General features: G+C 71.0%; 21 protein-coding genes. 17 read left to right on the top strand and 4 right to left on the bottom strand.

Annotation, left to right across the window (positions count from 1 at the left end; all coding sequences use genetic code 11):
- Positions 1-60: 60 nt before the first annotated feature.
- Together aceB and JW592_RS07770 are read right to left on the bottom strand one after the other, a co-directional pair.
- Positions 61-1,689, bottom strand: a complete 1,629-nt coding sequence (gene aceB, locus JW592_RS07775; RefSeq protein ID WP_209264180.1) for a malate synthase A — start codon at positions 1,687-1,689, stop codon at positions 61-63.
- A 238-nt stretch (positions 1,690-1,927) separates the two neighbouring features.
- Positions 1,928-2,581, bottom strand: a complete 654-nt coding sequence (locus JW592_RS07770; RefSeq protein ID WP_209264179.1) for a nucleotidyltransferase family protein — start codon at positions 2,579-2,581, stop codon at positions 1,928-1,930.
- A 211-nt stretch (positions 2,582-2,792) separates the two neighbouring features.
- On the opposite strand from JW592_RS07770, the gene JW592_RS07765 reads away from it, so the two are divergent.
- Positions 2,793-3,134 carry a DUF5955 family protein gene (locus JW592_RS07765; protein ID WP_372446463.1) on the top strand — a complete coding sequence of 114 codons (342 nt, stop codon included), beginning with the start codon at positions 2,793-2,795 and terminating at the stop codon, positions 3,132-3,134.
- Positions 3,135-3,173: 39 nt separating this feature from the next.
- On the opposite strand, the gene JW592_RS07760 is transcribed toward JW592_RS07765, so the two are convergent.
- Positions 3,174-3,983: an IclR family transcriptional regulator gene (locus JW592_RS07760; protein ID WP_209264177.1), complete on the bottom strand. Its 810-nt coding sequence runs from the start codon at positions 3,981-3,983 to the stop codon at positions 3,174-3,176.
- A 387-nt stretch (positions 3,984-4,370) separates the two neighbouring features.
- Between JW592_RS07760 and allB the strand changes: the two genes are divergently transcribed.
- From allB to JW592_RS07725, 7 genes are all read left to right on the top strand, one after another.
- Positions 4,371-5,714 carry an allantoinase AllB gene (gene allB, locus JW592_RS07755; RefSeq protein WP_209264348.1) on the top strand — a complete coding sequence of 448 codons (1,344 nt, stop codon included), beginning with the start codon at positions 4,371-4,373 and terminating at the stop codon, positions 5,712-5,714.
- Positions 5,711-6,853 carry an allantoicase gene (gene alc, locus JW592_RS07750; protein ID WP_209264176.1) on the top strand — a complete coding sequence of 381 codons (1,143 nt, stop codon included), beginning with the start codon at positions 5,711-5,713 and terminating at the stop codon, positions 6,851-6,853. Before allB ends, alc begins: the two co-directional genes overlap by 4 nt.
- 139 nt (positions 6,854-6,992) lie before the next feature.
- Positions 6,993-7,424: a guanyl-specific ribonuclease gene (locus tag JW592_RS07745; protein WP_209264175.1), complete on the top strand. Its 432-nt coding sequence runs from the start codon at positions 6,993-6,995 to the stop codon at positions 7,422-7,424.
- Positions 7,425-7,810: 386 nt separating this feature from the next.
- On the top strand, positions 7,811-8,740 hold the full coding sequence (locus JW592_RS07740) for a sugar kinase (protein ID WP_209264347.1): 930 nt from the start codon (positions 7,811-7,813) through the stop codon (positions 8,738-8,740).
- Between the two features lie 118 nt (positions 8,741-8,858).
- Entirely contained in the window at positions 8,859-9,512 is a 654-nt protein-coding gene (locus tag JW592_RS07735; protein ID WP_209264174.1) for a bifunctional 4-hydroxy-2-oxoglutarate aldolase/2-dehydro-3-deoxy-phosphogluconate aldolase, read from the top strand.
- Between the two features lie 59 nt (positions 9,513-9,571).
- Positions 9,572-10,801, top strand: coding sequence for a cytochrome P450 family protein (locus tag JW592_RS07730; RefSeq protein ID WP_209264173.1), 1,230 nt, complete (start codon positions 9,572-9,574; stop codon positions 10,799-10,801).
- 114 nt (positions 10,802-10,915) lie between these two features.
- The gene (locus JW592_RS07725; protein ID WP_209264172.1) at positions 10,916-11,410 is read left to right on the top strand and encodes a GNAT family N-acetyltransferase; all 495 of its coding nucleotides are present in this window, start codon (positions 10,916-10,918) and stop codon (positions 11,408-11,410) included.
- Between the two features lie 63 nt (positions 11,411-11,473).
- Here JW592_RS07725 and JW592_RS07720 read toward each other — a convergent pair whose 3' ends face one another.
- Positions 11,474-12,499 carry a Gfo/Idh/MocA family protein gene (locus tag JW592_RS07720; protein WP_209264171.1) on the bottom strand — a complete coding sequence of 342 codons (1,026 nt, stop codon included), beginning with the start codon at positions 12,497-12,499 and terminating at the stop codon, positions 11,474-11,476.
- Positions 12,500-12,642: 143 nt separating this feature from the next.
- On the opposite strand from JW592_RS07720, the gene JW592_RS07715 reads away from it, so the two are divergent.
- The 9 genes from JW592_RS07715 to JW592_RS07675 all read left to right on the top strand — a co-directional run bounded on the left by JW592_RS07715 (position 12,643) and on the right by JW592_RS07675 (position 21,871).
- Entirely contained in the window at positions 12,643-13,362 is a 720-nt protein-coding gene (locus JW592_RS07715; protein ID WP_307805336.1) for a GntR family transcriptional regulator, read from the top strand.
- Between the two features lie 259 nt (positions 13,363-13,621).
- The gene (locus JW592_RS07710; RefSeq protein WP_209264345.1) at positions 13,622-14,608 is read left to right on the top strand and encodes a sugar ABC transporter substrate-binding protein; all 987 of its coding nucleotides are present in this window, start codon (positions 13,622-13,624) and stop codon (positions 14,606-14,608) included.
- Positions 14,605-15,696: an ABC transporter permease gene (locus JW592_RS07705; RefSeq protein WP_209264170.1), complete on the top strand. Its 1,092-nt coding sequence runs from the start codon at positions 14,605-14,607 to the stop codon at positions 15,694-15,696. Before JW592_RS07710 ends, JW592_RS07705 begins: the two co-directional genes overlap by 4 nt.
- The gene (locus tag JW592_RS07700; protein ID WP_209264169.1) at positions 15,693-16,517 is read left to right on the top strand and encodes an ATP-binding cassette domain-containing protein; all 825 of its coding nucleotides are present in this window, start codon (positions 15,693-15,695) and stop codon (positions 16,515-16,517) included. Before JW592_RS07705 ends, JW592_RS07700 begins: the two co-directional genes overlap by 4 nt.
- A gap of 615 nt (positions 16,518-17,132) precedes the next feature.
- A complete protein-coding gene (locus JW592_RS07695) occupies positions 17,133-18,224 on the top strand; it encodes an ROK family glucokinase (protein WP_209264344.1) in 1,092 nt (363 codons plus the stop codon).
- Complete coding sequence (locus tag JW592_RS07690; RefSeq protein ID WP_307805324.1) at positions 18,221-18,883, top strand: hypothetical protein; 663 nt, start codon at positions 18,221-18,223, stop codon at positions 18,881-18,883. The genes JW592_RS07695 and JW592_RS07690 overlap by 4 nt, the downstream gene beginning before the upstream one ends.
- Positions 18,884-19,077: 194 nt before the next feature.
- A complete protein-coding gene (pcaDC, locus tag JW592_RS07685; protein WP_209264168.1) occupies positions 19,078-20,376 on the top strand; it encodes a bifunctional 3-oxoadipate enol-lactonase/4-carboxymuconolactone decarboxylase PcaDC in 1,299 nt (432 codons plus the stop codon).
- Complete coding sequence (locus tag JW592_RS07680) at positions 20,366-21,043, top strand: MBL fold metallo-hydrolase (protein ID WP_209264167.1); 678 nt, start codon at positions 20,366-20,368, stop codon at positions 21,041-21,043. The genes pcaDC and JW592_RS07680 overlap by 11 nt, the downstream gene beginning before the upstream one ends.
- A gap of 48 nt (positions 21,044-21,091) precedes the next feature.
- On the top strand, positions 21,092-21,871 hold the full coding sequence (locus JW592_RS07675; RefSeq protein ID WP_209264166.1) for an exodeoxyribonuclease III: 780 nt from the start codon (positions 21,092-21,094) through the stop codon (positions 21,869-21,871).
- Positions 21,872-21,907 lie beyond the last annotated feature (36 nt).

Below are 21,907 nucleotides of genomic sequence, written 5' to 3'. Positions count from 1 at the left end.
ACGCGGTCTGCAACGGCGGAACAGGAGCCCCTCGGCAGCCTCCCGACAGCAGCCCGGGATTCAGCCCCGCAGCATCTGGTACGCGGGGGTGGTCAGGAAGTCCTCGTACTGCTCGTCGAGGGCGACCCGCAGCAGCAGGTCGTGGGCCTCCTGCCAGCGGCCCGCGGCGAAGGCATCCTCGCCGATCTCCGCCCGTACGGCGGCGAGTTCCTCCGCGGCGACCTGCCGGGCCAGCTCCGCGGTCACCTTCTGGCCGGTGTCCAGGACGACCTCCGCGTTGATCCACTGCCAGATCTGGGAGCGGGAGATCTCCGCCGTCGCCGCGTCCTCCATCAGATTGAAGATGGCCACCGCGCCCAGTCCGCGCAGCCACGCCTCGATGTAGCGGATCCCCACCTGCACGGCGTTGCGCAGCCCCTCGGATGTCGGGCGGGCCTCCAGCGAGTCGACGGCGATCAGGTCGGCGGCCTTGACGTCGACGTCCTCACGCAGCCGGTCCTTCTGGTGCGGCCGCTCTCCCAGCACGGCGTCGAACGACGCCTTGGCCACCGGCACCAGGTCGGGGTGCGCCACCCAGGAGCCGTCGAAGCCGTCGCCGGCCTCCCTGTCCTTGTCGGCCCTGACCTTCTCGAAGGCGACCTCGTTGACCTTCGGGTCCTTGCGGGAGGGGATGAAAGCGGCCATGCCGCCGATGGCGTGCGCGCCGCGCTTGTGGCAGGTGCGCACCAGCAGTTCGGTGTAGGCGCGCATGAACGGCGCGGTCATCGTCACCGCGTTGCGGTCGGGCAGCACGAAGCGCGAGCCCGCGTCCCGGAAGTTCTTGACGATGGAGAAGAGGTAGTCCCAGCGGCCCGCGTTCAGCCCTGCGGCGTGGTCGCGCAGCTCATAGAGGATCTCCTCCATCTCGTAGGCCGCGGTGATCGTCTCGATCAGGACCGTGGCGCGGATGGTGCCCTGCGGGATGCCGCAGTAGTCCTGCGCGAAGACGAAGACCTCGTTCCACAGCCGCGCTTCGAGGTGCGACTCGGTCTTGGGCAGATAGAAGTAGGGGCCCTTGCCCAGGTCGAGCAGCCGCTGCGCGTTGTGGAAGAAGTAGAGCCCGAAGTCGACCAGCGCGCCGGGCACCGGCCTCCCGTCGCAGACCAGGTGCCGCTCGTCCAGGTGCCAGCCGCGCGGCCGCACCACGACCGTGGCCAGTTCCTCGGCGGGGCGCAGTGCGTAGCTCTTGCCGGTGCGGTCGTCGGTGAAGTCGATGCGCCGCTCGTAGGCGTCGGTGAGATTGAGCTGACCGCCGATCACGTTCTCCCAGGTGGGCGCCGAGGCATCCTCGAAGTCGGCGAGCCACACCCGCGCGCCGGAGTTGAGCGCGTTGATCGTCATCTTGCGGTCGGTGGGGCCGGTGATCTCGACCCTGCGGTCCAGGAGCGCGGGCGGGCAGTCGGCCACCTGCCAGTCGCCCTCGCGCACATGCGCGGTCTCCGGGAGGAAGTCCAGGGTGCTCGTACGTGCGATCTCGGCGCGCTTCTCGGCGCGGCGCGCGAGCAGTTCGTCGCGACGCGCGGCGAACTTCCGGTGCAGCGCTGCGACGAACTCCAGCGCGGCGCCGGTCAGAACCTCGTCCTGCCTGGCGGGCCGCTGCCCGGGGTCGACGCCGACGATTTCCAGCGGGGAGGGCGCTGGTGCGGACATGGTGGGTCACTCCTTCGACGAGCGGTGATCTGCGGCCGCCGGGCGATGTGCGGCGCGAGGCGGCGCGGTGTGGCACGGGGTGTCGCGCCCCGCGCCGGGCACGCGGGACACGTTCAAGGCACCTTCGGGACAGGAAGGTGCTTCTGATCAGTGGAGATTAGTTTCCTCATAGTGGAACTTCAAGAGTTTGTTGACGTCGAGATATCTCTCACGCCGATTCGCCCCCGGAACCGGCCCCTCACTGGCCCCGGGTGCCACCCCCGGGCCCGCGCAGTCGGTGCAGGTCCTGCGGGGTGTCGATGTCGGTGGGGTCGGCGATGTCGGTGCACTCGACCAGCGTCAACTCGCTCTCCCGCGCGCGCAGATAGCCGCGCGCCCCTGCGTCCGCCGACGCGCTGCGGGCGATCTCGTCCCAGTGCGCGGCGCCCAACAGCACGGGGTGGCCGCGGCGGCCGCCGTACGCGGCCGAGGCGAGCGTGTCCTGGGAGCGGTAGGCGGCCCGCACCCGTGCCACCGCTCGGGCGCCGATACCGGGTTGGTCCACCAGCAGGACCAGCACCGCGTCAGCTCCGGAGACCGCTGTCAGCCCGGCCCGCAACGAGCCGCCCATCCCCTCCGCCCAGTCCGGGTTGTCGACCAGGACGCAGCCGGACAGCTCCGCCGTCTCCCGCACCTGCTCGGCGCCCGCACCCACCACCACGTACACCGGTGTGCAGCCGCCCTCCCGCAGTACCCGCACCGCGTGCTCCACCAGCGGCCGGCCGCCGTGCCGCAGCAGCGCCTTAGGGCGGCCGCCCAGTCGCCGCCCGCCACCGGCGGCCAGCAGGAGCCCGGCCACGCGCTGCTGTGCGGCGACCCCGCGGTCATCCGATGTCTGTTCCCGCTGCGTCATATGTTCATGGATATCGCACGTGAGAGGGACCTCGGCCGTCATCCTTGGGGACGATCATCCGAAAAGGCACCCTGAAATCTCGCGTTCCGTGTGGCGCCACACGCGTAGAGTGGCGTTTACTGTCGGAATCTCCGACAGGAGCGGCCAACTCCTTGGAGGAAAGCGGTACTCGCGCTTCACGGGCGCGGGACATCCCATGTGGGGGGAGAACGTGCGAAGCGAGACTGTGGGGAAACGGCGGGTGGTGGCCGCCGGGCACGACGCCGGCGCCGACCCGCGTATCGAGGCGCTGAGCCGGGCCGTGCACCGGATGCGGCGCGCGTTGGACGGGCATCCCGCCGAGTTGCGTGACCGGCGAGAGGCCGAACGGGAGCTGGAGGCCCTCGCCGCAGCGGCCCGTTCCGAAGCCCCGGTGGCGGAGGAGCTGAGGCACTCGCTGCTGCTGCTGGCGGCCGCTGTCGGCTCGGTGAGCGCCCTCGCGCGCCCGCTGGCCGCGGTCCGTGAGGCCGTCGAGCTCTTCGGCACCGGCCGGCCTCCGACGGGCACCGGCTGACGGAGACGGCGGGCGCCGGGCGCGAAGGCCGGGGGCTCCCTACTGGCTCCCGGCTGAGCTGGCCAGCGCGGCCGAGAGGTCGGCGGCGACCTCGTGCAGAAGAGGGACGAACTTGTCGGTGGCCGCCTCGGTGACGCGGCCGGCCGGGCCCGAGATGGAGATGGCCGCCGAGGTGGGGGAGTCGGGCACGGAGACGGCGATGCAGCGTACGCCGATCTCCTGCTCGTTGTCGTCGGTGGCGTACCCGGCCTCGCGGACGTGGGCGAGCGCCTCCAGGAAGCCCTCCGGAGTGGTGATCGTCTTCTCGGTGGCCGCGGGCATGCCGGTACGGCTGAGCAGGGCGCGGACCTGGTCGTCCGGGGTGTGTGCGAGCAGCACCTTGCCCACCCCGGTGGAGTGCGGCAGCACCCGGCGGCCCACCTCGGTGAACATCCGCATCGAGTGCCTGGAGGGCACCTGTGCGACGTAGACGACCTCGTCGCCGTCCAGCAGTGCCATGTTCGCCGTCTCGCCCGTCTCCTCCACCAGCCGGGCCAGATAGGGGCGGGCCCAGGTGCCCAGCAGCCGTGCCGCGCTCTCCCCGAGCCGGATCAGCCGGGGGCCGAGCGCGTAGCGCCGGTTGGGCTGCTGGCGGACGTAGCCGCAGGAGACGAGGGTGCGCATCAGCCGGTGGATGGTGGGCAGCGGCAGCCCGCTGGCGGCCGAGAGCTCGCTGAGCCCGACCTCGCCCCCGGCGTCGGCCATCCGCTCCAGCAGGTCGAAGGCCCGCTCGAGGGACTGCACCCCGCCGGAGTTGGCGGGTGCCGTGGCAGCCTGGGGAGTGGTTGTGTGCTCTGCGGACGGCGGCACGTCGCGTTCCTTTCCTGGCCTGCGGTCAGGCGCATGGTATCGAGGGCGGGACGCCCGGGGGTCTTCCCCGGGAAGTTCGCCCTCCTTGTACACGCCCGGGCGCGGGCGCCGGTTTCCGTTCACGTCCCGTCTGTGTCGCGCACCTTGAGAACGCCCGGGGTCGCGCCGGTCTCCTGCTGTGCGGGCGGCCGGGTCTCCTCCGTATGACGGCCGCGCGTCCTTCGGTGGAGCGACGTCCTTTCCTTCTGTATGGCGAAATTCTAGTTCCATTTTGCGGACTTCTCCAGAGGGAACCCCTTGACGGGCTCACCTGGCCGCACGAAGATTCGTACGACCGAACCTTTCAACAGAACGTTGAAGGTGCTGCTGGATCCGGAGGAGGTCGGTTTGTCCGACGTGCGGCTCGTCCTGCGCTCACGGCGCGTACTCACCCCTGGGGGAGAGCGTCCGGCAACCGTGACGGTGAACGGCGAGGGCCGGATCGCCGCGGTGCTGCCGTACGACGCCGAGGTACCGGCCGGGGCGGCGCTGGAGGACGTCGGCGAGGACGCGCTGCTGCCCGGCCTGGTCGACACCCACGTCCACGTCAACGATCCGGGGCGTGCCGAGTGGGAGGGCTTCTGGACCGCCACCCGGGCCGCCGCGGCAGGCGGCATCACCACGATCATCGACATGCCGCTCAACTCACTGCCGCCGACCACCACGGCCGAGAACCTGCGGATCAAGCGCGCGGTCGCCGAACCCAAGGCCCACGTCGACGTCGGCTTCTGGGGCGGAGCCGTCCCCGGGAACGTCGCCGAGCTGCGGCCGCTGCACGAGGCGGGCGTGTTCGGCTTCAAGTGCTTCCTCTCCCCCTCCGGCGTGGAGGAGTTCCCCGAACTCGACCGCGCGCAACTGGCCGCCGCCATGGCCGAGATCGCCTCCTTCGACGGGCTGCTGATCGTGCACGCCGAGGAACCGGGCAGACTGGCCGCAGCGCCGCAGAAGGGCGGCCCCGCCTACGCCGACTTCCTCGCCTCCCGCCCCCGGTCGGCCGAGAACGACGCCATCGCGCTGCTCCTCGAACTCGCCGCCGAGCACGGCACCCGGGTGCACGTACTGCACCTCTCCTCCGCCGACGCGCTGCCGATGCTCGCCAAGGCCAGGGCCGAGGGGCTGCCCGTCACCGCCGAGACCTGCCCGCACTTCCTCACCCTCACGGCCGAGGAGGTCCCCGACGGCGCCACCGAGTTCAAGTGCTGCCCGCCCATCCGGGAGAAGGAGAACCAGGACGCGCTGTGGCAGGGCCTGGCCGACGGCACCCTCGACTGCGTCGTCTCCGACCACTCGCCCTGCACCACCGACCTGAAGACCGGCGACTTCGGCACCGCCTGGGGCGGTATCTCCTCCCTTCAGCTCGGCCTGCCCGCCGTCTGGACCGAGGCACGCCGCCGCGGGCTCACCCTCACCGACGTCGCCCGCTGGATGTCCGAGGCACCGGCCAGGCTGGCCGGCCTGCAGAGCAAGGGAGCCATCGCACCGGGCCTGGACGCCGACTTCGCTGTCCTCGCCCCCGAGGACAGCTTCACCGTGGACCCGGCCCGCCTCCACCACCGCAATCAGGTGACCGCCTACGCCGGCAGGACACTGCACGGCGTCGTCCGCTCCGCATGGCTGCGCGGCGAACGCGTCGCCGACCACGGGGTGCCCACTGGCAAGACCGGACGACTCATCGAAAGGAAGACCGCATGACAGCGGCGCAGACCGCAGGCATACCCGGCTACACCGGCTACACCGGAGACGCCGCGCCCTACCAGGGCGGCGACACCTACGCCGACTACCGCGCGCCACAGGGCGGTTTCCCCTTCGCACACCTCCCCGATCTGGCCGACCGCAGGCTGGGCGCCACTGTCATCGCCGCCAACGACGAGTTCTTCGCCGAGCGGGAGAATCTGCTCAACCCCGAGCGCGCCGAGTTCGACCCGCACGCCTTCCAGCACAAGGGCAAGGTCATGGACGGCTGGGAGACCCGCCGCCGCCGCGGAGCCTCGGCCGAGCACCCGCACCCGGCCGACGGAGAGCACGACTGGGCGCTGGTCAAACTCGGCGCGCCCGGTGTGATCCGCGGCCTGGTGGTGGACACCGCGCACTTCCGCGGCAACTACCCGCCCGCCGTCTCCGTCGAGGCCACCTGTGCTCCCGGCGCTCCCTCGCCCGAGGAACTGCTGGCCGACGACGTGAAGTGGACGACGCTCGTCCCGCGCACCCCCGTCGGCGGCCATGCGGCCAACGGCTTCCTGGTCACCGAGGAGCGCCGCTTCACCCACCTGCGGCTGCGCCAGTACCCCGACGGCGGCATCGCCCGGCTGCGGGTGCACGGCGAAGTGGTGGCCGACCCCGAGTGGCTGGCGGCGCTGGGCACCTTCGATCTGGTGGCGCTGGAGAACGGCGGACTGGCTGAGGACGCCTCCGACCGCTTCTTCTCACCGCCGGTCAACAGCATCCTGCCGGGCCGTTCGCAGAAGATGGACGAGGGCTGGGAGACCCGCCGCCGCCGCGACAAGGGTCACGACTGGGTCAGCTACGTCCTCGCCGGGCAGGGCCGCATCCGTGCCGTCGAGGTCGACACCGCCTGCTACCGGGGGAACTCCGCCGGCTGGGTGGGCCTGGTGGGCAAGGACGGCGAGACGGGGAAGTGGACGGAACTGCTGCCCCGTACCCGGCTCCAGCCCGACACCATCCACCGCTTCCTGCTGACCGACGCACCGCCGGTCACCCATGTGCGGATGGACATCTACCCGGACGGTGCGGTGGCCCGGCTGCGGCTGCACGGCTCGCTGACCGGGGAGGGCGCGAGCCGACTGCGCGCCCGCCACGCCGAGTTGAGCTGACGGCTGCGGTCCTCGACGGGGAGGGCGGCGGCCATGCGCCGCTCGCCTTCTCCGTCTCGTCTCTCTTACGTGTGAACGAGCGGCAAAATTCCGTGAGTTGGCGTTGACATGCCGTCTACGCGCGTCACCATAGGGTGACATGAGATTCCCCCCACGCCTCAGCCGTATCGGTGCCGTCTCAGCACTCGCCGCCGCCGTGTTCGTCGGCGGCCCCGCCCTCACCACCGGGCCCGCGTCCGCGGCGCCGGTGGCGCACTCCGCGGTCGCGGCACCGCAGATCACCGACGTTGGCGACATCTGTCAGTCCAAGCTTCCGCCGGAGGCCCACGACACGCTCGACCTCATCGAGCAGGGCGGCCCCTACCCCTACCCCCAGGACGGCACCGTCTTCGAGAACCGCGAAGGCATCCTGCCGGACCACGACCAGGGCTACTACCACGAGTACACCGTCAAGACGCCGGGCTCCGACGACCGTGGCGCGCGCCGCATCGTCACCGGCGAGAAGGATCAGGAGGACTACTACACCGCCGACCACTACGCGTCCTTCGACCTGGTCGACTACACCTGCTGATTCCGCAGACGTTGTGCTCCGCGGCTCTGCTGCGGAGCACACTCGTGTGTCGGGCGGACACGTGCCCCCTCAGGGGCGCGGGGAACTGCCCCCACAACCACGACGCACCGGCAGTCCGCAACCGACGGACAGGGGCGCCCCCTCCCCGGAGCCAGACGAGGCGCACCCTCCCCTCGCCACGAGGCCGTCACTCGGCGGTTGTCCTGAATGGGAGAACCGCCGCCACTTTGCGGGTAACGTACGGTCCTTACCCAGTGTCCCGCCCCCGGGGGGTGGCTTACCCGGCGTAAACGGGTAACGTTCCCCACAGAGAGTGATGCGTGGGCGGTAGATATGGGGAGTTACCGGTGAGAAACGGCCCGGAAGCGGTCACCTGCGGTGAGGCCATGCTGCTGATGCTCGCCGAGCCCGGCCTCCCATTGGAACGCGCGGCACACTTCCGGCGTTCCGTGGCGGGTGCCGAGTCCAACGTGGCGGCAGGACTCGCCCGGCTGGGCCACTGGGCCCGCTGGATCGGCCGCGTCGGGGACGATCCGGCCGGCGAGGCCGTGCTGCGGGAACTGCGCGCCGACGGCGTGGACGTCTCCTGCGCCGAGATGGACCCCGAATCACCGACCGGCCTCCTGCTGCGCGACAGCCATCCTCATCGGGCCATCGACGTGCAGTACTACCGCACCGGTTCGGCCGCCTCCCTGCTCAGCCCCGCCCAGATCACCCCCGAAGCCCTCGCCGGAGTGCGGCTCGTCCACGTCACGGGTATCACCCCGATGCTCTCCGAGGACGCCGAGCAGGCAACCTACGCGCTCATCGAAGGAGCCCGGCAGACCGGCGCCACCGTCTCCTTCGACCCCAACGTCCGCCGGAAGCTGGGCAGCGACCACGAGTGGATACGGCGCGTCGGTCCGCTGCTGCGCGAGGCCGACCTGGTCCTCGCGGGTGAGGACGAGATCGAACTGCTGCTGGGCGCGGGACCCGAGGAGGGTGCCAAGGCCCTGCTGACCCTCGGCCGCGCCGGCACGGTCGTCATCAAGCACCGCGACCACACCGCCGTCGCGCACACTGCCGAAGGCCAGTGGCGCCAGCCGCCCTTCGAGGTTCCGGTGGTCGACCCGGTCGGAGCCGGCGACGCGTTCGCGGCCGGCTGGCTCTCGGCCCGGCTGCGCGGACTCGACCACCAGCGGGCGCTCGCCGAAGCGGCCTGCGTGGCCGCGCTCGTCGTCCAGGCGCCCGGCGACACCGACGGGCTGCCCACGGCTGCCGCGCGCGACCGCGCCCTCGAGGCATTCACCCGGGGCACCGACCCGGTGCACCGCTGACCGCATCCCAGGCACCCCAAGCACCTCAGGCACCCCAAGCATCCAGGCACACCCCAGTAGGCCCGGTACGGCGAGGGCCGGCCCCCATCCGACAGATCAAGAGAGGCGGCGAACTGCCGTGTACCGCTGGGAGATCACCAGAGCGGCGCTGGAACAGCGCGTCATCGCCATCGTCCGCGCGGACAGCTACGAGAAGGCCACCGCGACAGCAGACACCCTGCTCGGCGCGGGGCTGACCAGCCTGGAGATCTCACTGACCACTCCCTACGCGCTGGACGCGATCAGCACCCTGCGCCGCGAGACCGGCGACGACTCGGTGATCGGCGCCGGCACCGTCCTCGACAGCGCCTCGGCCCGTCTCGCCATCGACGCCGGCGCCCGCTACCTGGTCTCGCCCAGCCTCGACGAGGAGGTCATACGCACCGGACACCGCTACGGCGTACCGGTCTTCCCCGGTGTCTCCACCCCCACCGAAATGGTCAGGGCGCTGGAGATGGGCGCCGACGGGCTGAAACTCTTCCCCGCCTCGCTGCACGGGCCCGGCTGGCTGCGGGACGTCACGGCCGCGCTGCCGCAGGCACCCGTGGTGCCCACCGGCGGGGTCACCCTGGAGTCGGCGCCAGAGTGGATCGCGGCGGGCGCCGTCGCCTGCGGAATGGGCTCGGCCCTCACCGCGGGGGACGAGTGGGAGCCGGTCGCCAAGCGGGTCACCGAACTCCTCCAGCGCCTGGAGGACGCCGCGCCGGGTGAGCGGGGACCGGGCGCTCACTGACGGCCCCTGGCCGAAAATGCCCCGGTGAAGTTCCGGAAGACCGCTCCTACGCTCACCGTATGGCCGACCGGAGCGTGCTGGAAAAGATCCCGGAAACCGACGGCATCGTCGATCTCGCCGCACTGGGGGACGACTACGTCCGCGACCCCTACCCCGTATACGCCGCCCTGCGCCGCCGCGGGCCCGTCCACCATGTACGCACCCCGGAAGGGGTGCTCGCCTGGCTGGTGGTCGGCCACGACGCGGCGCGGGCGGCCCTGACCGACGAACGGCTCTCCAAGAACTGGGCCAACGCCTCGCCCGAGGCCGGCCCCCTCACGGTCTCGCCCGGCCGCCACATGCTGATCAGCGACCCGCCCGACCACACCCGGCTGCGCAAGCTGATCGCCAAGGAGTTCACCCCGCGCCGTATCGCCGCGCTGGAGCCGCGTATCCGGGAGCTGACCGACGGGCTGCTGGACACGATGCTGGCACACCCCGGGGGACGGGCCGACCTGGTCGCCTCCCTGGCCTTCCCGCTCCCGATCGCGGTGATCTGCGAGCTGCTGGGCGTGCCCGACCTGGACCGGGAGGCATTCAAGAAGTGGTCCGACCACGTACTGAGCTACGCGCCCGAGGAGGAGAAGCGGGACTCGGTACAGGCACTGGCCGGATATCTGACGCAGCTGCTGGACCACCAGCGCGCCCACCCGGGCGACGACCTGCTGAGCACGCTGATCCGCACCAGCGACGAGGACGGCGACCGGCTCTCCACGAACGAACTGCTCGGTATGGCATGGCTGTTGCTGATCGCCGGATACGAGACGACCGTCGGGCTGATCGCCAACGGCACCCTGGCGCTGCTGCGCCACCCCGACCAGCTCGCCGCGCTGCGCGCCGACCCCGCGCTGCTGCCGGACGCCGTCGAGGAGATGCTCCGCTACGACGGGCCTGTGGAGGTGTCCACCTACCGCTTCACCCTGGAACCGATCGAGATCGGCGGCACGCTGATCCCCGGGGACGGCCAGCTCGTCCTGCCGGTGCTGGCCGACGCGGACCGCGACCCGGACCGCTTCCCCGACAGCGACAGCTTCGACATCCGCCGCCGGACGCGCGGCCACCTCGCTTTCGGCCACGGCATCCACTTCTGCCTGGGCGCCCCGCTGGCCCGACTGGAGGCGCGGGTCGCCTTCGAGTTGCTGCTGAGGCGCACAGCCCGGCTGGAGCTCGACGCCCACCCCGCCGCTCTGGAGTGGCGGAGGGGCACGGTGCTGCGCGGGGTGAAGAGCCTGCCGGTGCGTTTCGGGTGAGTACGCTCCACTTGTCCCGGTGGGGTACGGGTGAGGTGCGTCGGTGGGGTGTCGGCCGGGGAACGTGGTGTGAAGCCTGGACCACCGCCCGGACCTGGCTCGTAGGCTACCGGCATGCGGATCAGTCAGTGCCGGCAAGAAGACCTCGAGCTGCTCGACCAGCACCTGCCGTTCCGCGGGGCGGCCGCGCAGTACGAGGCACGCTACGCGCGGCAGCGGGAGGGGCGCGCCACCGTTCTCGTCGCTTGGCGGGAGCGGCGGCCGGTCGGCAGCTGCGAGGTCCGCTGGGAGGGGTGCGAAGCGCCCGAGGTACGGGCTGCACACCCCGGCTGCCCCGAGGTGAACGGGCTCAGCGTATGGCCCGAGGCGCTGCGTTCGACGGGCGTCGGCACCGCCCTCATCCGTGAGGCTGAGCGGCTGGCCGCCGAGCGGGGAGCTCGCGCCATCGGACTCGGCGTCGAGAAGAACAACCCGCGCGCCAGCGCGCTCTACGGCCGCCTCGGCTACCGCGCCTCCGTGCCGTATCTGGACTGCTGGAGCTACCAGGACGGTGCCGGGGTCGCGCACCGGGTGGCCGACGCGTGCGTCTTCATGGTGAAGCCGCTGTAGCCACCTCGTGCTGCGGCGCCCCCCGGTCCGGGGCGAGCCGGACCGGGGCGCGCCGCAGCAGGTTCAGTCGGCAGGCGCCGGCTCGGGTGCGTTCGCCAGGGTGGCGACCTCCACCGGGGTGCCCGTCGCACGGGACACCTCGCAGGCTTCAGCGGTCAGCAGAGCGGCGAGGGCTTCCCGGCCGTCGCAGGGGTTGGGCACCTCGCCGCGTACGGCCCGGATGAAGGTGGCGATCTCCGCCTCGTACGCGGGGCCGAAGCGGTCGAGGAAGCCGGGCCAGGGCTTCTCAGGCGCCCAGGGCGCCGTCGGCTCCAGCGAGGTGAGGGGCGTACGCGCGTCCAGGCCGACGGCGAACTGGTCCAGCTCGCCCGCGAGTTCCATGCGTACGTCGTACCCGGCGCCGTTCATCCGGGTCGCGGTCGCCGTGCACAGGGTGCCGTCGTCCAGAGTGAGGAGCGTGGCGGCGGTGTCGACGTCGCCCGCCTCGCGGAACATCGCGGGCCCCGCGTCGGAGCCTGCCGCGTAGACGGAGACGATCTCGCGTCCGGTCACCCAGCGGACGGCGTCGAAGTCGTGGACGAGGCAGTCCCGGTAGAGCCCTCCGGAGTGCGGCAGGTACTCGGCGGGCGGCGGCGCCGGGTCCGAGGTGAGGGCCCGCACGGTGTGCAGCCGTCCGAGCCGGCCGCTGCGTACGGCCTCCCGCGCCGCCGAGTAGCCGGCGTCGAAGCGCCGCATGAAGCCGATCTGCAGCAGGGTGCCGGCCGTCTCGACTTCCGCCAGCGCCTCCCGGGTGCCCGCCAGATCCAGGGCGATCGGTTTCTCGCAGAAGACGGGGAGTCCGCGCCTGGCCGCCGTGCGGATGAGTTCGGCGTGGGAGGCGGTGGCCGAGGCGATGACCACGGCGTGGATGTCGAGTGAGAACAACTCGGCGACGTTGGGTACCGAGGTGGCGTCGAGTGCGGCGGCGACCTCGACGGCGCGCATCGCGTCCGCGTCGGTGACCACCAGCTCGGTCACCTCGGGATGCGCGCTGAGCGTGCGGGCGTGAAGGGTTCCGATCCGGCCGGTGCCGATGAGTCCGATGCGCATGGCCCTACGCTGGCGCGGATCACTCAGCCCTGTCAACGTTTTGTCTTTTCGTCCTGACAATCGAATGTACGGTTCCCGAGCGAACGGAAGAGCACTACGCTCCTCCCGTGGCCAAGAATGATCCGGTGGACCTGCAGCTCAGTGTGGACCGCGCCAGCCCCGTCCCGCTCTACTTCCAGCTCTCCCAGCAACTGGAGAGCGCCATCGAGCGCGGGAAGCTCGCGCCGGGAAGCCTGCTGGGCAACGAGATCGAGCTCGCCGGCCGCCTCGGGTTGTCCCGGCCCACCGTCCGGCAGGCCATCCAGTCCCTCGTCGACAAGGGACTGCTCGTGCGCCGCCGCGGGATCGGCACCCAGGTCGTGCACAGCCAGGTCAAGCGGCCCATGGAGCTGAGCAGCCTCTACGACGACCTGGAGGCGGCGGGTCAACGCCCCGCGACCCAGGTGCTGCGGCAGTGCGTCGAGGAGGCGACGGCCCAGGTCGCCGCCGCGCTGGCGGTGCCGGAGGGCACCGAGGTGCTGCTGGTCGAACGGCTGCGGCTGGCACACGGCGAGCCCATGGCCCATATGCGCAACCATCTCCCGGCCGGCCTGCTCACCCCGCGGGAGGGCGAGCTGGAGAACACGGGGCTGTACCGGCTGATGCGCTCAGCGGGCGTGACCCTGCACTCGGCGCGGCAGACCGTGGGCGCCCGGGTCGCCGACGCGGCCGAGGCGAAGCTGCTGGGGGAGACCGAGGGGGCCCCACTGCTGACGATGGAGCGCACGACGTACGACGACACGGGGCGGGCCGTCGAGTACGGCTCTCACCTCTACCGCGCTTCCCGCTACTCCTTCGACTTCCAGTTGCTGGTCCGTTCCTGAGGTCCCTGAGAGGTGTCATATGAGTGTGAGAGAGCCTGGCGCAGGTCCCGTTGACGGTCACCCCCCTCGCCGCTGCGTGTCCGGGGCAGGCCGGACGCCGGCGGACCCGTCGGGCGGTTTCCGGCCACCGTGGCGGATACTTGTGCGAAGATCCGCCGCGGTCCGCGGCCGCGGCCGTACCGACCGTGTCCCTACCCAGAGAGCAGAACAGGTGGCCAGCGTGCAAAGGTCCCGTACGTCCCGCAGATCCATACGCGCGATGGGGGCCGCGGTGGCGGCGACGCTGGTCGCTGTGGTCGCGCTCGCCGGATGCAGCAGCACCGGCGGCAAGCGGGCCGAGGAGGCGCGCGAGAAGGCGGCCTCCGGCAAGGCCAATGTCACCACCCCGCGCTGGAAGTTCGCGATGGTCACCCACTCCGGTGACGGCGACACCTACTGGGACATCGTGCAGAGCGGCGCCAAGCAGGCCGCGGCCAAGGACAACATCGAATTCCTCTACTCGCACGACAAGGAGGCCGGCCGCCAGGCGCAGCTCGTCCAGACGGCGATCGACAAGAAGGTGGACGGCCTGATCGTCACCCTCGCCAAGCCCGACGCCATGAAGCGCGTCGTAAAGAAGGCCGTAAAGGCGGGCATTCCGGTCATCACCATCAACTCCGGTCAGGAGGTCTCGCAGAAGTTCGGCGCCCTGACCCATATCGGCCAAGACGAGGTGCTGGCCGGCGAGGCCATCGGCCGGGAGCTGAACAAGCGGGGCAAGAAGAAGGTCCTCTGCGTCATCCACGAGCAGGGCAACGTCGGCCACGAGCAGCGCTGCGACGGCATCGACAAGACCTTCGACGGCAAGGTGAAGAACCAGTACGTGGACGGCACCAACATGCCGGGCGTGCAGTCGTCCGTGGAGGCCAAGCTCCAGTCCGACAAGAAGATCGACGCTGTCGTGACGCTGGGCGCGCCCTTCGCAGCCACCGCGGTGAAGGCCAAGGAGAACGCCGACAGCGACGCCGAGATCGACACCTTCGACCTCAACGACAAGGTCGTCGCCGGGCTCAAGGACGGCACGGTCGGCTTCGCCGTCGACCAGCAGCCCTACATGCAGGGCTATGAGGCCGTCGACCTGCTGTGGCTCTACCGCTACAACGCCGACATGCTGGGCGGCGGCAAGCCGGTGCTCACAGGGCCGCAGATCCTCACCAAGAAGGACGCCGGCAAGCTGGAGGAGCTGACGAAGCGGGGGACCCGATGACGGTCACGACCCAGCCCGGCAACCCCGAGGGCTCCACCGAGCCGCAGGAAGCGGCCCCGGGCCCCGCCGCCATCGACGACCGCCTGGTGCACCGCTCCCTGCCGGTGCGCCTCCTGCGCCGCCCCGAGCTGGGCGCCGTGGTGGGCGCCGTCGCGCTGTTCGTCTTCTTCGCCCTGATCGCCGACAGCTTCCTGCGCCCCTCCAGCCTCTCCACCGTCCTCTACTTCTCCTCCACCCTGGGGATCATGGCGGTGCCGGTCGCGCTGCTGATGATCGGCGGCGAGTTCGACCTGTCGACCGGCGTGATGGTGACGTCCTCGGCGCTGGCCTCCTCGATGTTCAGCTACCAGATGACCGCCAACACCTGGGTGGGCGTCGGGGTCTCGCTGCTGGTCACACTGGCGATCGGATTCTTCAACGGCTTCATGCTCACCCGCACCAAGCTGCCCAGCTTCATCATCACGCTGGGCACCTTCCTGATGCTGACGGGCCTCAATCTCGGCCTCACCAAGCTGATCAGCGGCACCGTCACCACCAAGAGCATCAGCGACATGGAGGGCTTCGAATCGGCCAGAGCCGTCTTCGCCTCCACCCTGACCATCGGCGGCGTCGACCTGCAGATCACCATCCTGTGGTGGCTGGCCCTGGTGGCGCTGGCCACCTGGATTCTGCTCCGCACCAACGTCGGCAACTGGATCTTCGCCGTCGGCGGCGGAGTCGACGCGGCCCGCGCGGTCGGTGTCCCCGTCGCCCGCACCAAGATCGGCCTCTATCTGGGCGTCGCTTTCGCCGCCTGGATCTCCGGCCAGCACCTGCTGTTCAACTACGACACCGTCCAGTCGGGCGAGGGCGTCGGCAACGAGCTGATCTACATCGCCGCTGCCGTCATCGGCGGCTGTCTGCTGACCGGCGGTTACGGCTCGGCGGTGGGCGCCGCCGTCGGCGCCCTGATCTTCGGCATGGCCAACAAGGGCATCATCTACGCGCAGTGGGACCCGGACTGGTTCAAGTTCTTCCTCGGCGCGATGCTGCTGCTCGCCACGCTGCTGAACGCGTGGATCCGGAAGCGGGCGGAGGCGACCCGATGACTGAGACCGACAACCAGCCCACGCAGGACCCCAGCCCCGACGCGGCGACCCCCCTTGTGGAACTGGCCGAGGTCGGCAAGTTCTACGGCAACATCCGCGCCCTCGCGGGCGTCTCCCTGCGGGTGCAGGCAGGCGAGATCACCTGTGTGCTCGGTGACAACGGGGCCGGCAAGTCCACCCTCATCAAGATCATCTCCGGGCTGCACCAGCACGACGGCGGCACCTTCCGCATCCAGGGCGAAGAGACCCGTCTCACCTCCCCGCGCGAGGCGCTGGAGCGGGGCATCGCCACCGTCTACCAGGACCTCGCCGTGGTCCCGCTCATGCCCGTCTGGCGCAACTTCTTCCTCGGCTCCGAGCCGACCGTGGGCCGGGGGCCCCTGCGCCGCCTCGACGTGCAGTACATGCGGCGCACCACACACAGTGAGCTGCTACGTATGGGCATCGACCTGCGCGACGTCGACCAGCCCATCGGCACGCTGTCGGGCGGTGAGCGGCAGTCGGTGGCCATCGCCCGCGCGGTTCACTTCGGGGCGAAGGTCCTGGTTCTGGACGAGCCGACCGCGGCGCTCGGTGTGAAGCAGAGCGGCGTCGTACTGAAGTACGTTGCCGCTGCGCGGGATGCCGGGTTGGGGGTGGTGCTGATCACGCACAATCCGCACCACGCGTATCTGGTCGGGGACCGGTTCGTGCTGCTCAAGCGCGGGGCGATGGCCGGCGCCTACGAGAAGGAAGAGCTGGAGCTGGAAGAGCTGGTCCGCCAGATGGCGGGCGGCAGCGAACTGGAAGAGCTCACCCACGAACTCCGCTCCGCGGGGTAACTCCGTTGGTGCCCCGCCCCTTGGTGCCCCCTCTCTTCGGGGTGCCGTGGGTTGTGGACGCACGCCCCGTTTGTGTCCCGGCTCGCCGCCGAGTGGTCGTGTCGGGGGGCTCCGCCCCCCAACGGCCCCCCGCTAGGTGGGCTTCGCCCCCCTAGGACCCCCCTGCCGCCTGGGACCGCCCCATTGCCTTTCGAGCATCCCCTCAGTGGTGCGGGTCCTTGGACCGGCCGGTGACGACCCTGCGGGAGTCACCGGCCGGACCAAGGGCCTCAGGCATGAGCCGGGAGGAGCGAACGTGAACAGGGGTGCCGTTTTGCGGAAGGGGGCTCCTAGGGGGGCGAAGCCCCCGTAGCGGGGGGTGGTTGGGGGGCGGAGCCCCCCAGCGCCTGTCCGGCGAGGACCCGGGGGTTTGGGGGCGGAGCCCCCATCAACGACAGACGGTCAGCGGGCTGAGCCCTCAGTCAATGGAGGCGGCACCACCCCCGGAGGGGCATGGCAGAATCGGGCGGGCGGCCCATAAGACCCCTCCCAGAGAGACGACCACTCTTGAACGCGGACAGCTTTCAGCGAGCAGACAGGGTCTACCGACGGCGGACGGGCCCCAGCCCCAGCGTCCTGCGCACGGTCAGCACCCGCGAGCGGCGCTCGCACCTGTCGGCTCCCCGCGTTCCCACCGTCGGCATCGACATCGGCGGCACCAAGGTGATGGCCGGCGTGGTCGACGCCGACGGGACGATCCTGGAGAAGGTCCGCGCCGAGACGCCGGAGAAGTCCAAGAGCCCGAAGGTGGTCGAGGACACCATCGCCGAGCTGGTCCTGGACCTCTCGGACCGGCACGATGTGCACGCCGTCGGCATCGGCGCGGCGGGCTGGATCGACGCCGACCGCTCACGGGTGCTGTTCGCCCCGCATCTGGCCTGGCGTGACGAGCCCCTCAAGGACGCGCTCACGGCGCGCCTCGCCGTGCCGGTGATGGTCGACAACGACGCGAACAGCGCGGCCTGGGGCGAGTGGCGGTTCGGCGCCGGGCGCGGCGAGGACCATCTGGTGATGATCACGCTGGGCACCGGCATCGGCGGGGCGATCCTGGAGGACGGCCGGGTCAAGCGGGGCAAGTACGGGGTGGCCGGGGAGTTCGGTCATATGCAGGTGGTGCCCGGCGGCCACCGGTGCCCCTGTGGCAACAGAGGGTGCTGGGAGCAGTACAGTTCGGGGAACGCGCTGGTGCGGGAGGCCCGCGAGCTGGCGGCCGCCGAGTCGCCGGTCGCGTACGGGATCATCGACCGCGTCGGGGGCCAGGTCGGCGACATCACCGGGCCGCTCATCACGGAGCTGGCCCGCTCCGGTGACGCCATGTGCACGGAGCTCTTCCACGAGGTGGGGTCCTGGCTGGGGGTGGGTCTCGCCAACCTCGCGGCGGCTCTTGACCCGTCGTGCTTCGTGATCGGCGGCGGGGTCAGCGCGGCCGACGAACTGCTGATCGAGCCCGCGAGAGAAGCGTTCCGGCGGCAGCTGACCGGGCGCGGCTACCGCCCCGAGGCCCGTATCGTGAAGGCGCAGCTGGGTCCCGAGGCCGGTATGGTCGGTGCGGCGGACCTCGCCCGGCTGGTGGCACGCCGCTTCCGGCGCGCCAACCGCCGCAGGCTGGAGCGCTACGAGCGCTACGAGCGCGCGGCGGACAACCTGCGCCGGGCCGTCGGCCAGTGACCAGGGCCGACGGCCGCTTCGACGACATCCACCCACCTTTCGAGACGCCTAGCGCCATGCCGCACACGGACGACAGTTCCCCGCCCCGCGATCCCGAGCACCCGGGCAGCTCCTGGCCGGTCGCCGGTGGCGAGCGCCCTCCGCACAAGCCACGTCACCGGGTCTTCGTGCTGCTGATCGTGGTTCTGCTGATCGCACTGCCCGCTGGTTACCTGGTGCAGTCCGCCTTCCAGAGCCGTGCCAGCGGCAAGGACAAGGAGCGTGCCGCCGCGGCGACGAGCCTGGTCTACGGGTATCCCCCCAAGGTCAGCCAGCGCATCTACCACGTCCCGGTGCCGGTCTCGGCGACCCGGGTGGCCTTCTTCGAGGCGAACGCATGGCAGAAGAGCACGATGTGGGTCCAGTTCCGCACCAGCCCCAAGCGGCTCACGGAGTTCCTCGGCGACATCGGCAGCAGCCCCTCCGAGCTGACGAAGGGGGAGGTCGCCATCAGCGACAAGTACGCCAGGAAGGTGGGCTGGCTCTTCGACGAGCCGAAGAGCCACTACCGGAGCCTGCGTATCGAGCAGCCGAAGAGCAAGCCCGATCTGTCGGTCACGGTGGATACGACGTACCCGAGCAGACCACGCGTCTACGTCGTCTCCACCGCCGAATTCTGAGCCCTCACGGTATCTCCACGGCCTGCCCACGCCCCTCGCACGCCCCGCGCACACCGTCTGTACGGCCGCTTCCTGCGGCACCACGCGGGCGCCCCCGCGCGGTGCGCCCCGGATGCCGCTCGATAGCGTGAACGGGTGAGTAACGGCCGTCCTTCCCCCACCCTGTCCCGAACGCCTGCCCGAGGTGAATCACGGTGACCCCCGCCCAGACGCTTCAGCACCGGACCGACGGACCCGACAACGCGCCCGTACTCGTTCTCGGCCCCTCCCTCGGCACCACCTGGCACATGTGGGACCGGCAGATTCCCGAGCTGACCCGCAACTGGCGGGTGCTCAGGTTCGACCTGCCAGGACACGGCGGCTCCCCCGCCTACTCCGCCGACTCGGTGGACGCCTTCGCCGAGCGGCTGCTGGCCACGCTCGACCGGCTGGGCATCGAGCGGTTCGGCTACGCGGGCTGCTCCCTCGGCGGCGCCATCGGCGTCCAGCTGGCGCTGCGGGCCCCGGAGCGCGTCACCTCGCTGGCGCTGATCTCCTCCTCGCCCAGGTTCGCCACACCCGACAGCTGGCGGCAGCGCGGGGTCGTCATCCGGACCAACGGGCTCGACCCGATCGCCCGCACCACCCCGGAGCGGTGGTTCACGCCCGGCTTCGCCGCGGCGCAGCCCGCCATCGTCGAGTGGGCCGTGCAGATGGTGCGCACCACGGACCCGGGCTGCTACATCGCGGCCTGTGAGGCGCTGGCCTCCTTCGACGTACGCGAGTCGCTGGACCGGATAGGAGTGGGAACGCTGGTCGTCGCCGGCGCCGAGGACGAGACGACGCCGCCCGCTGAGGCCCGCGCCCTCGTCGCCGGTATCCCGGACGCCCGGCTGGCCATCGTGCCCGGCGCCTCGCACCTGACGCCCGTCGAGCAGCCCGGTGCCGTCACCGATCTGCTCATCCGGCACTTCACCACCACGTGGCAGGAATCGGCCGCCGGCCCGCCGGCCCCGGCCCCGGTCATCAGCCCCGTACCGCAGCAGGCGTCAGCGGTGGCCGAGCTGGAGTCGGGGGAGCGGGCCGCGCTGCGCACGGACGCGTACGACGCGGGGATGAAGGTGCGCCGCGAGGTGCTCGGGGACGCTCATGTGGACCGCTCCCTGGAGGAGACGGACGACTTCACCGAGGACTTCCAGAACTTCATCACCCGCTACGCCTGGGGCGAGGTGTGGACCCGCACCAGCGTCGACCGGCGCACCCGCTCGGTGATCAGCCTGACCGCGCTGGTGGCCCGCGGCCACTACGACGAGCTGGCCTCCCACGTCCGCGCCGCGCTGCGCAACGGACTGACCCCCGAGGAGATCAAGGAAGTGCTGCTGCAGACGGCGGTCTACTGCGGGGTGCCCGCGGCCGGCTCGGCCTTCGCCGTCGCCCAGCGCGTGATCCGCGAGGAGACCACTCCGGAGGACCGCCGAGGGGCCCGGGAGGATAATGAACCGCATGGGAACTGACGCCACCGACACCCCTGTGAAGCTGACCAAACAGGGCCACGCCTGCGTCCGCCTGGAGAAGGGCGGCCGCAGCCTCGTCATCGATCCCGGAGGCTTCAGCGAACAGGAGGCCGCGCTGGGCGCGGACGCGCTGCTGGTCACCCACGAGCACCCGGACCACTTCGACGAGCTGCGGCTGCGCGCCGCCATGGAGGCCAATCCGGAAGCGCGGATCTGGACGCTGCGCAGCGTCGCCGACCGGATCTCGGGTGCCTTCCCCGGGCGTGTCCACACCGTCGGCAACGGCGACACCTTCGAGGCGGCGGGCTTCGAGGTCGAGGTGCACGGCGAGCTGCACGCCGTCATCCACCCCGACATTCCGCGTATCACCAACATCGGCTTCGTGGTCGACGGCCTGGTCTTCCACCCCGGCGACGCGCTCACCGTGCCCGAGCGGCCCGTAGGGACGCTGCTGCTCCCGCTGCACGCCCCGTGGAACAAGTTCTCCGAGGTCCTCGACTACGTGCGTGCCGTCAGCCCCGCGCAGGTCTACGACATCCACGACGGCCTGCTCAACGACAACGGCCTCGGCGTCCTCGGCCGGATGCTGGGCGAGGGCGGTCCCGGAACGGGTGGCGCGGCTCACCACCACCTCCACCCTGGCGAGGGTGTCCGACTGGCGCGGTAGCCTGCATGCTCCCGGGGGACGACCCCCGTGACCCCCGACGGAGTCTGCATGCGTATTGCCACCTGGAACGTCAACTCGATAACGGCCCGGCTGCCCCGCCTGACCCAGTGGCTGGAGTCGGCCCAGCCCGACGTGCTCTGTCTGCAGGAGCTGAAGGTGTCCGACGACGCCTTCCCGCAGCAGGAGCTGCGCGCGCTCGGCTATGAGTCGGTCGTCAGCGCGCAGGGCCGCTGGAACGGTGTCGCCGTCCTCTCCCGCGTGGGCATCGAGGACCCGGCGCTGAGCCTGCCGGGCGCGCCCGCGTGGGAGGGCGCCGTCGAGGCCCGCGCCGCGGCCGCCACCTGCGGCGGGGTACGGGTGTGGTCCCTGTACGTGCCGAACGGGCGCGAGGTGGGGCACCCGCACTACGAGTACAAGTTGCAGTGGCTGGCGGCCCTGCGGGACGCGGCGGAGAAGTTCGCCTCGGCGGCGACACCGTTCGCGGCGCTGGGTGACTTCAACATCGCCCCGACCGACCGCGACGTCCACGACATCGCGGAGTTCGAGGGGTCCACCCATGTGACCTCGCGGGAGCGGGAGGCGCTGGCGGCGCTCGAGGCGGCGGGGGTCTCGGATGTGTACCCGCGGCCGCTCAAGTACGACGTGCCGTTCACCTACTGGGACTATCGGCAGCTGTGCTTCCCCAAGAACCGCGGCATGCGCATCGACCTCGTCTACGGGAACGAGGCATTCACCACCGCCGTCTCGGACGCCTATGTCGACCGGGAGGCCAGGAAGGGCAAGGGCGCCTCGGATCACGCCCCGGTCGTCGTCGACCTGGAGCTGTGAGGGTTGCACCGTGCGCCTACCCGCCCCTCACGGGAC

The sequence above is a fragment of the Streptomyces spirodelae genome, from assembly GCF_017676385.1.
GTDB lineage: Bacteria > Actinomycetota > Actinomycetes > Streptomycetales > Streptomycetaceae > Streptomyces > Streptomyces spirodelae.
Note: the sequence above shows the minus strand (reverse complement) of the source record. Positions and strands in the feature narration are given on the sequence as shown.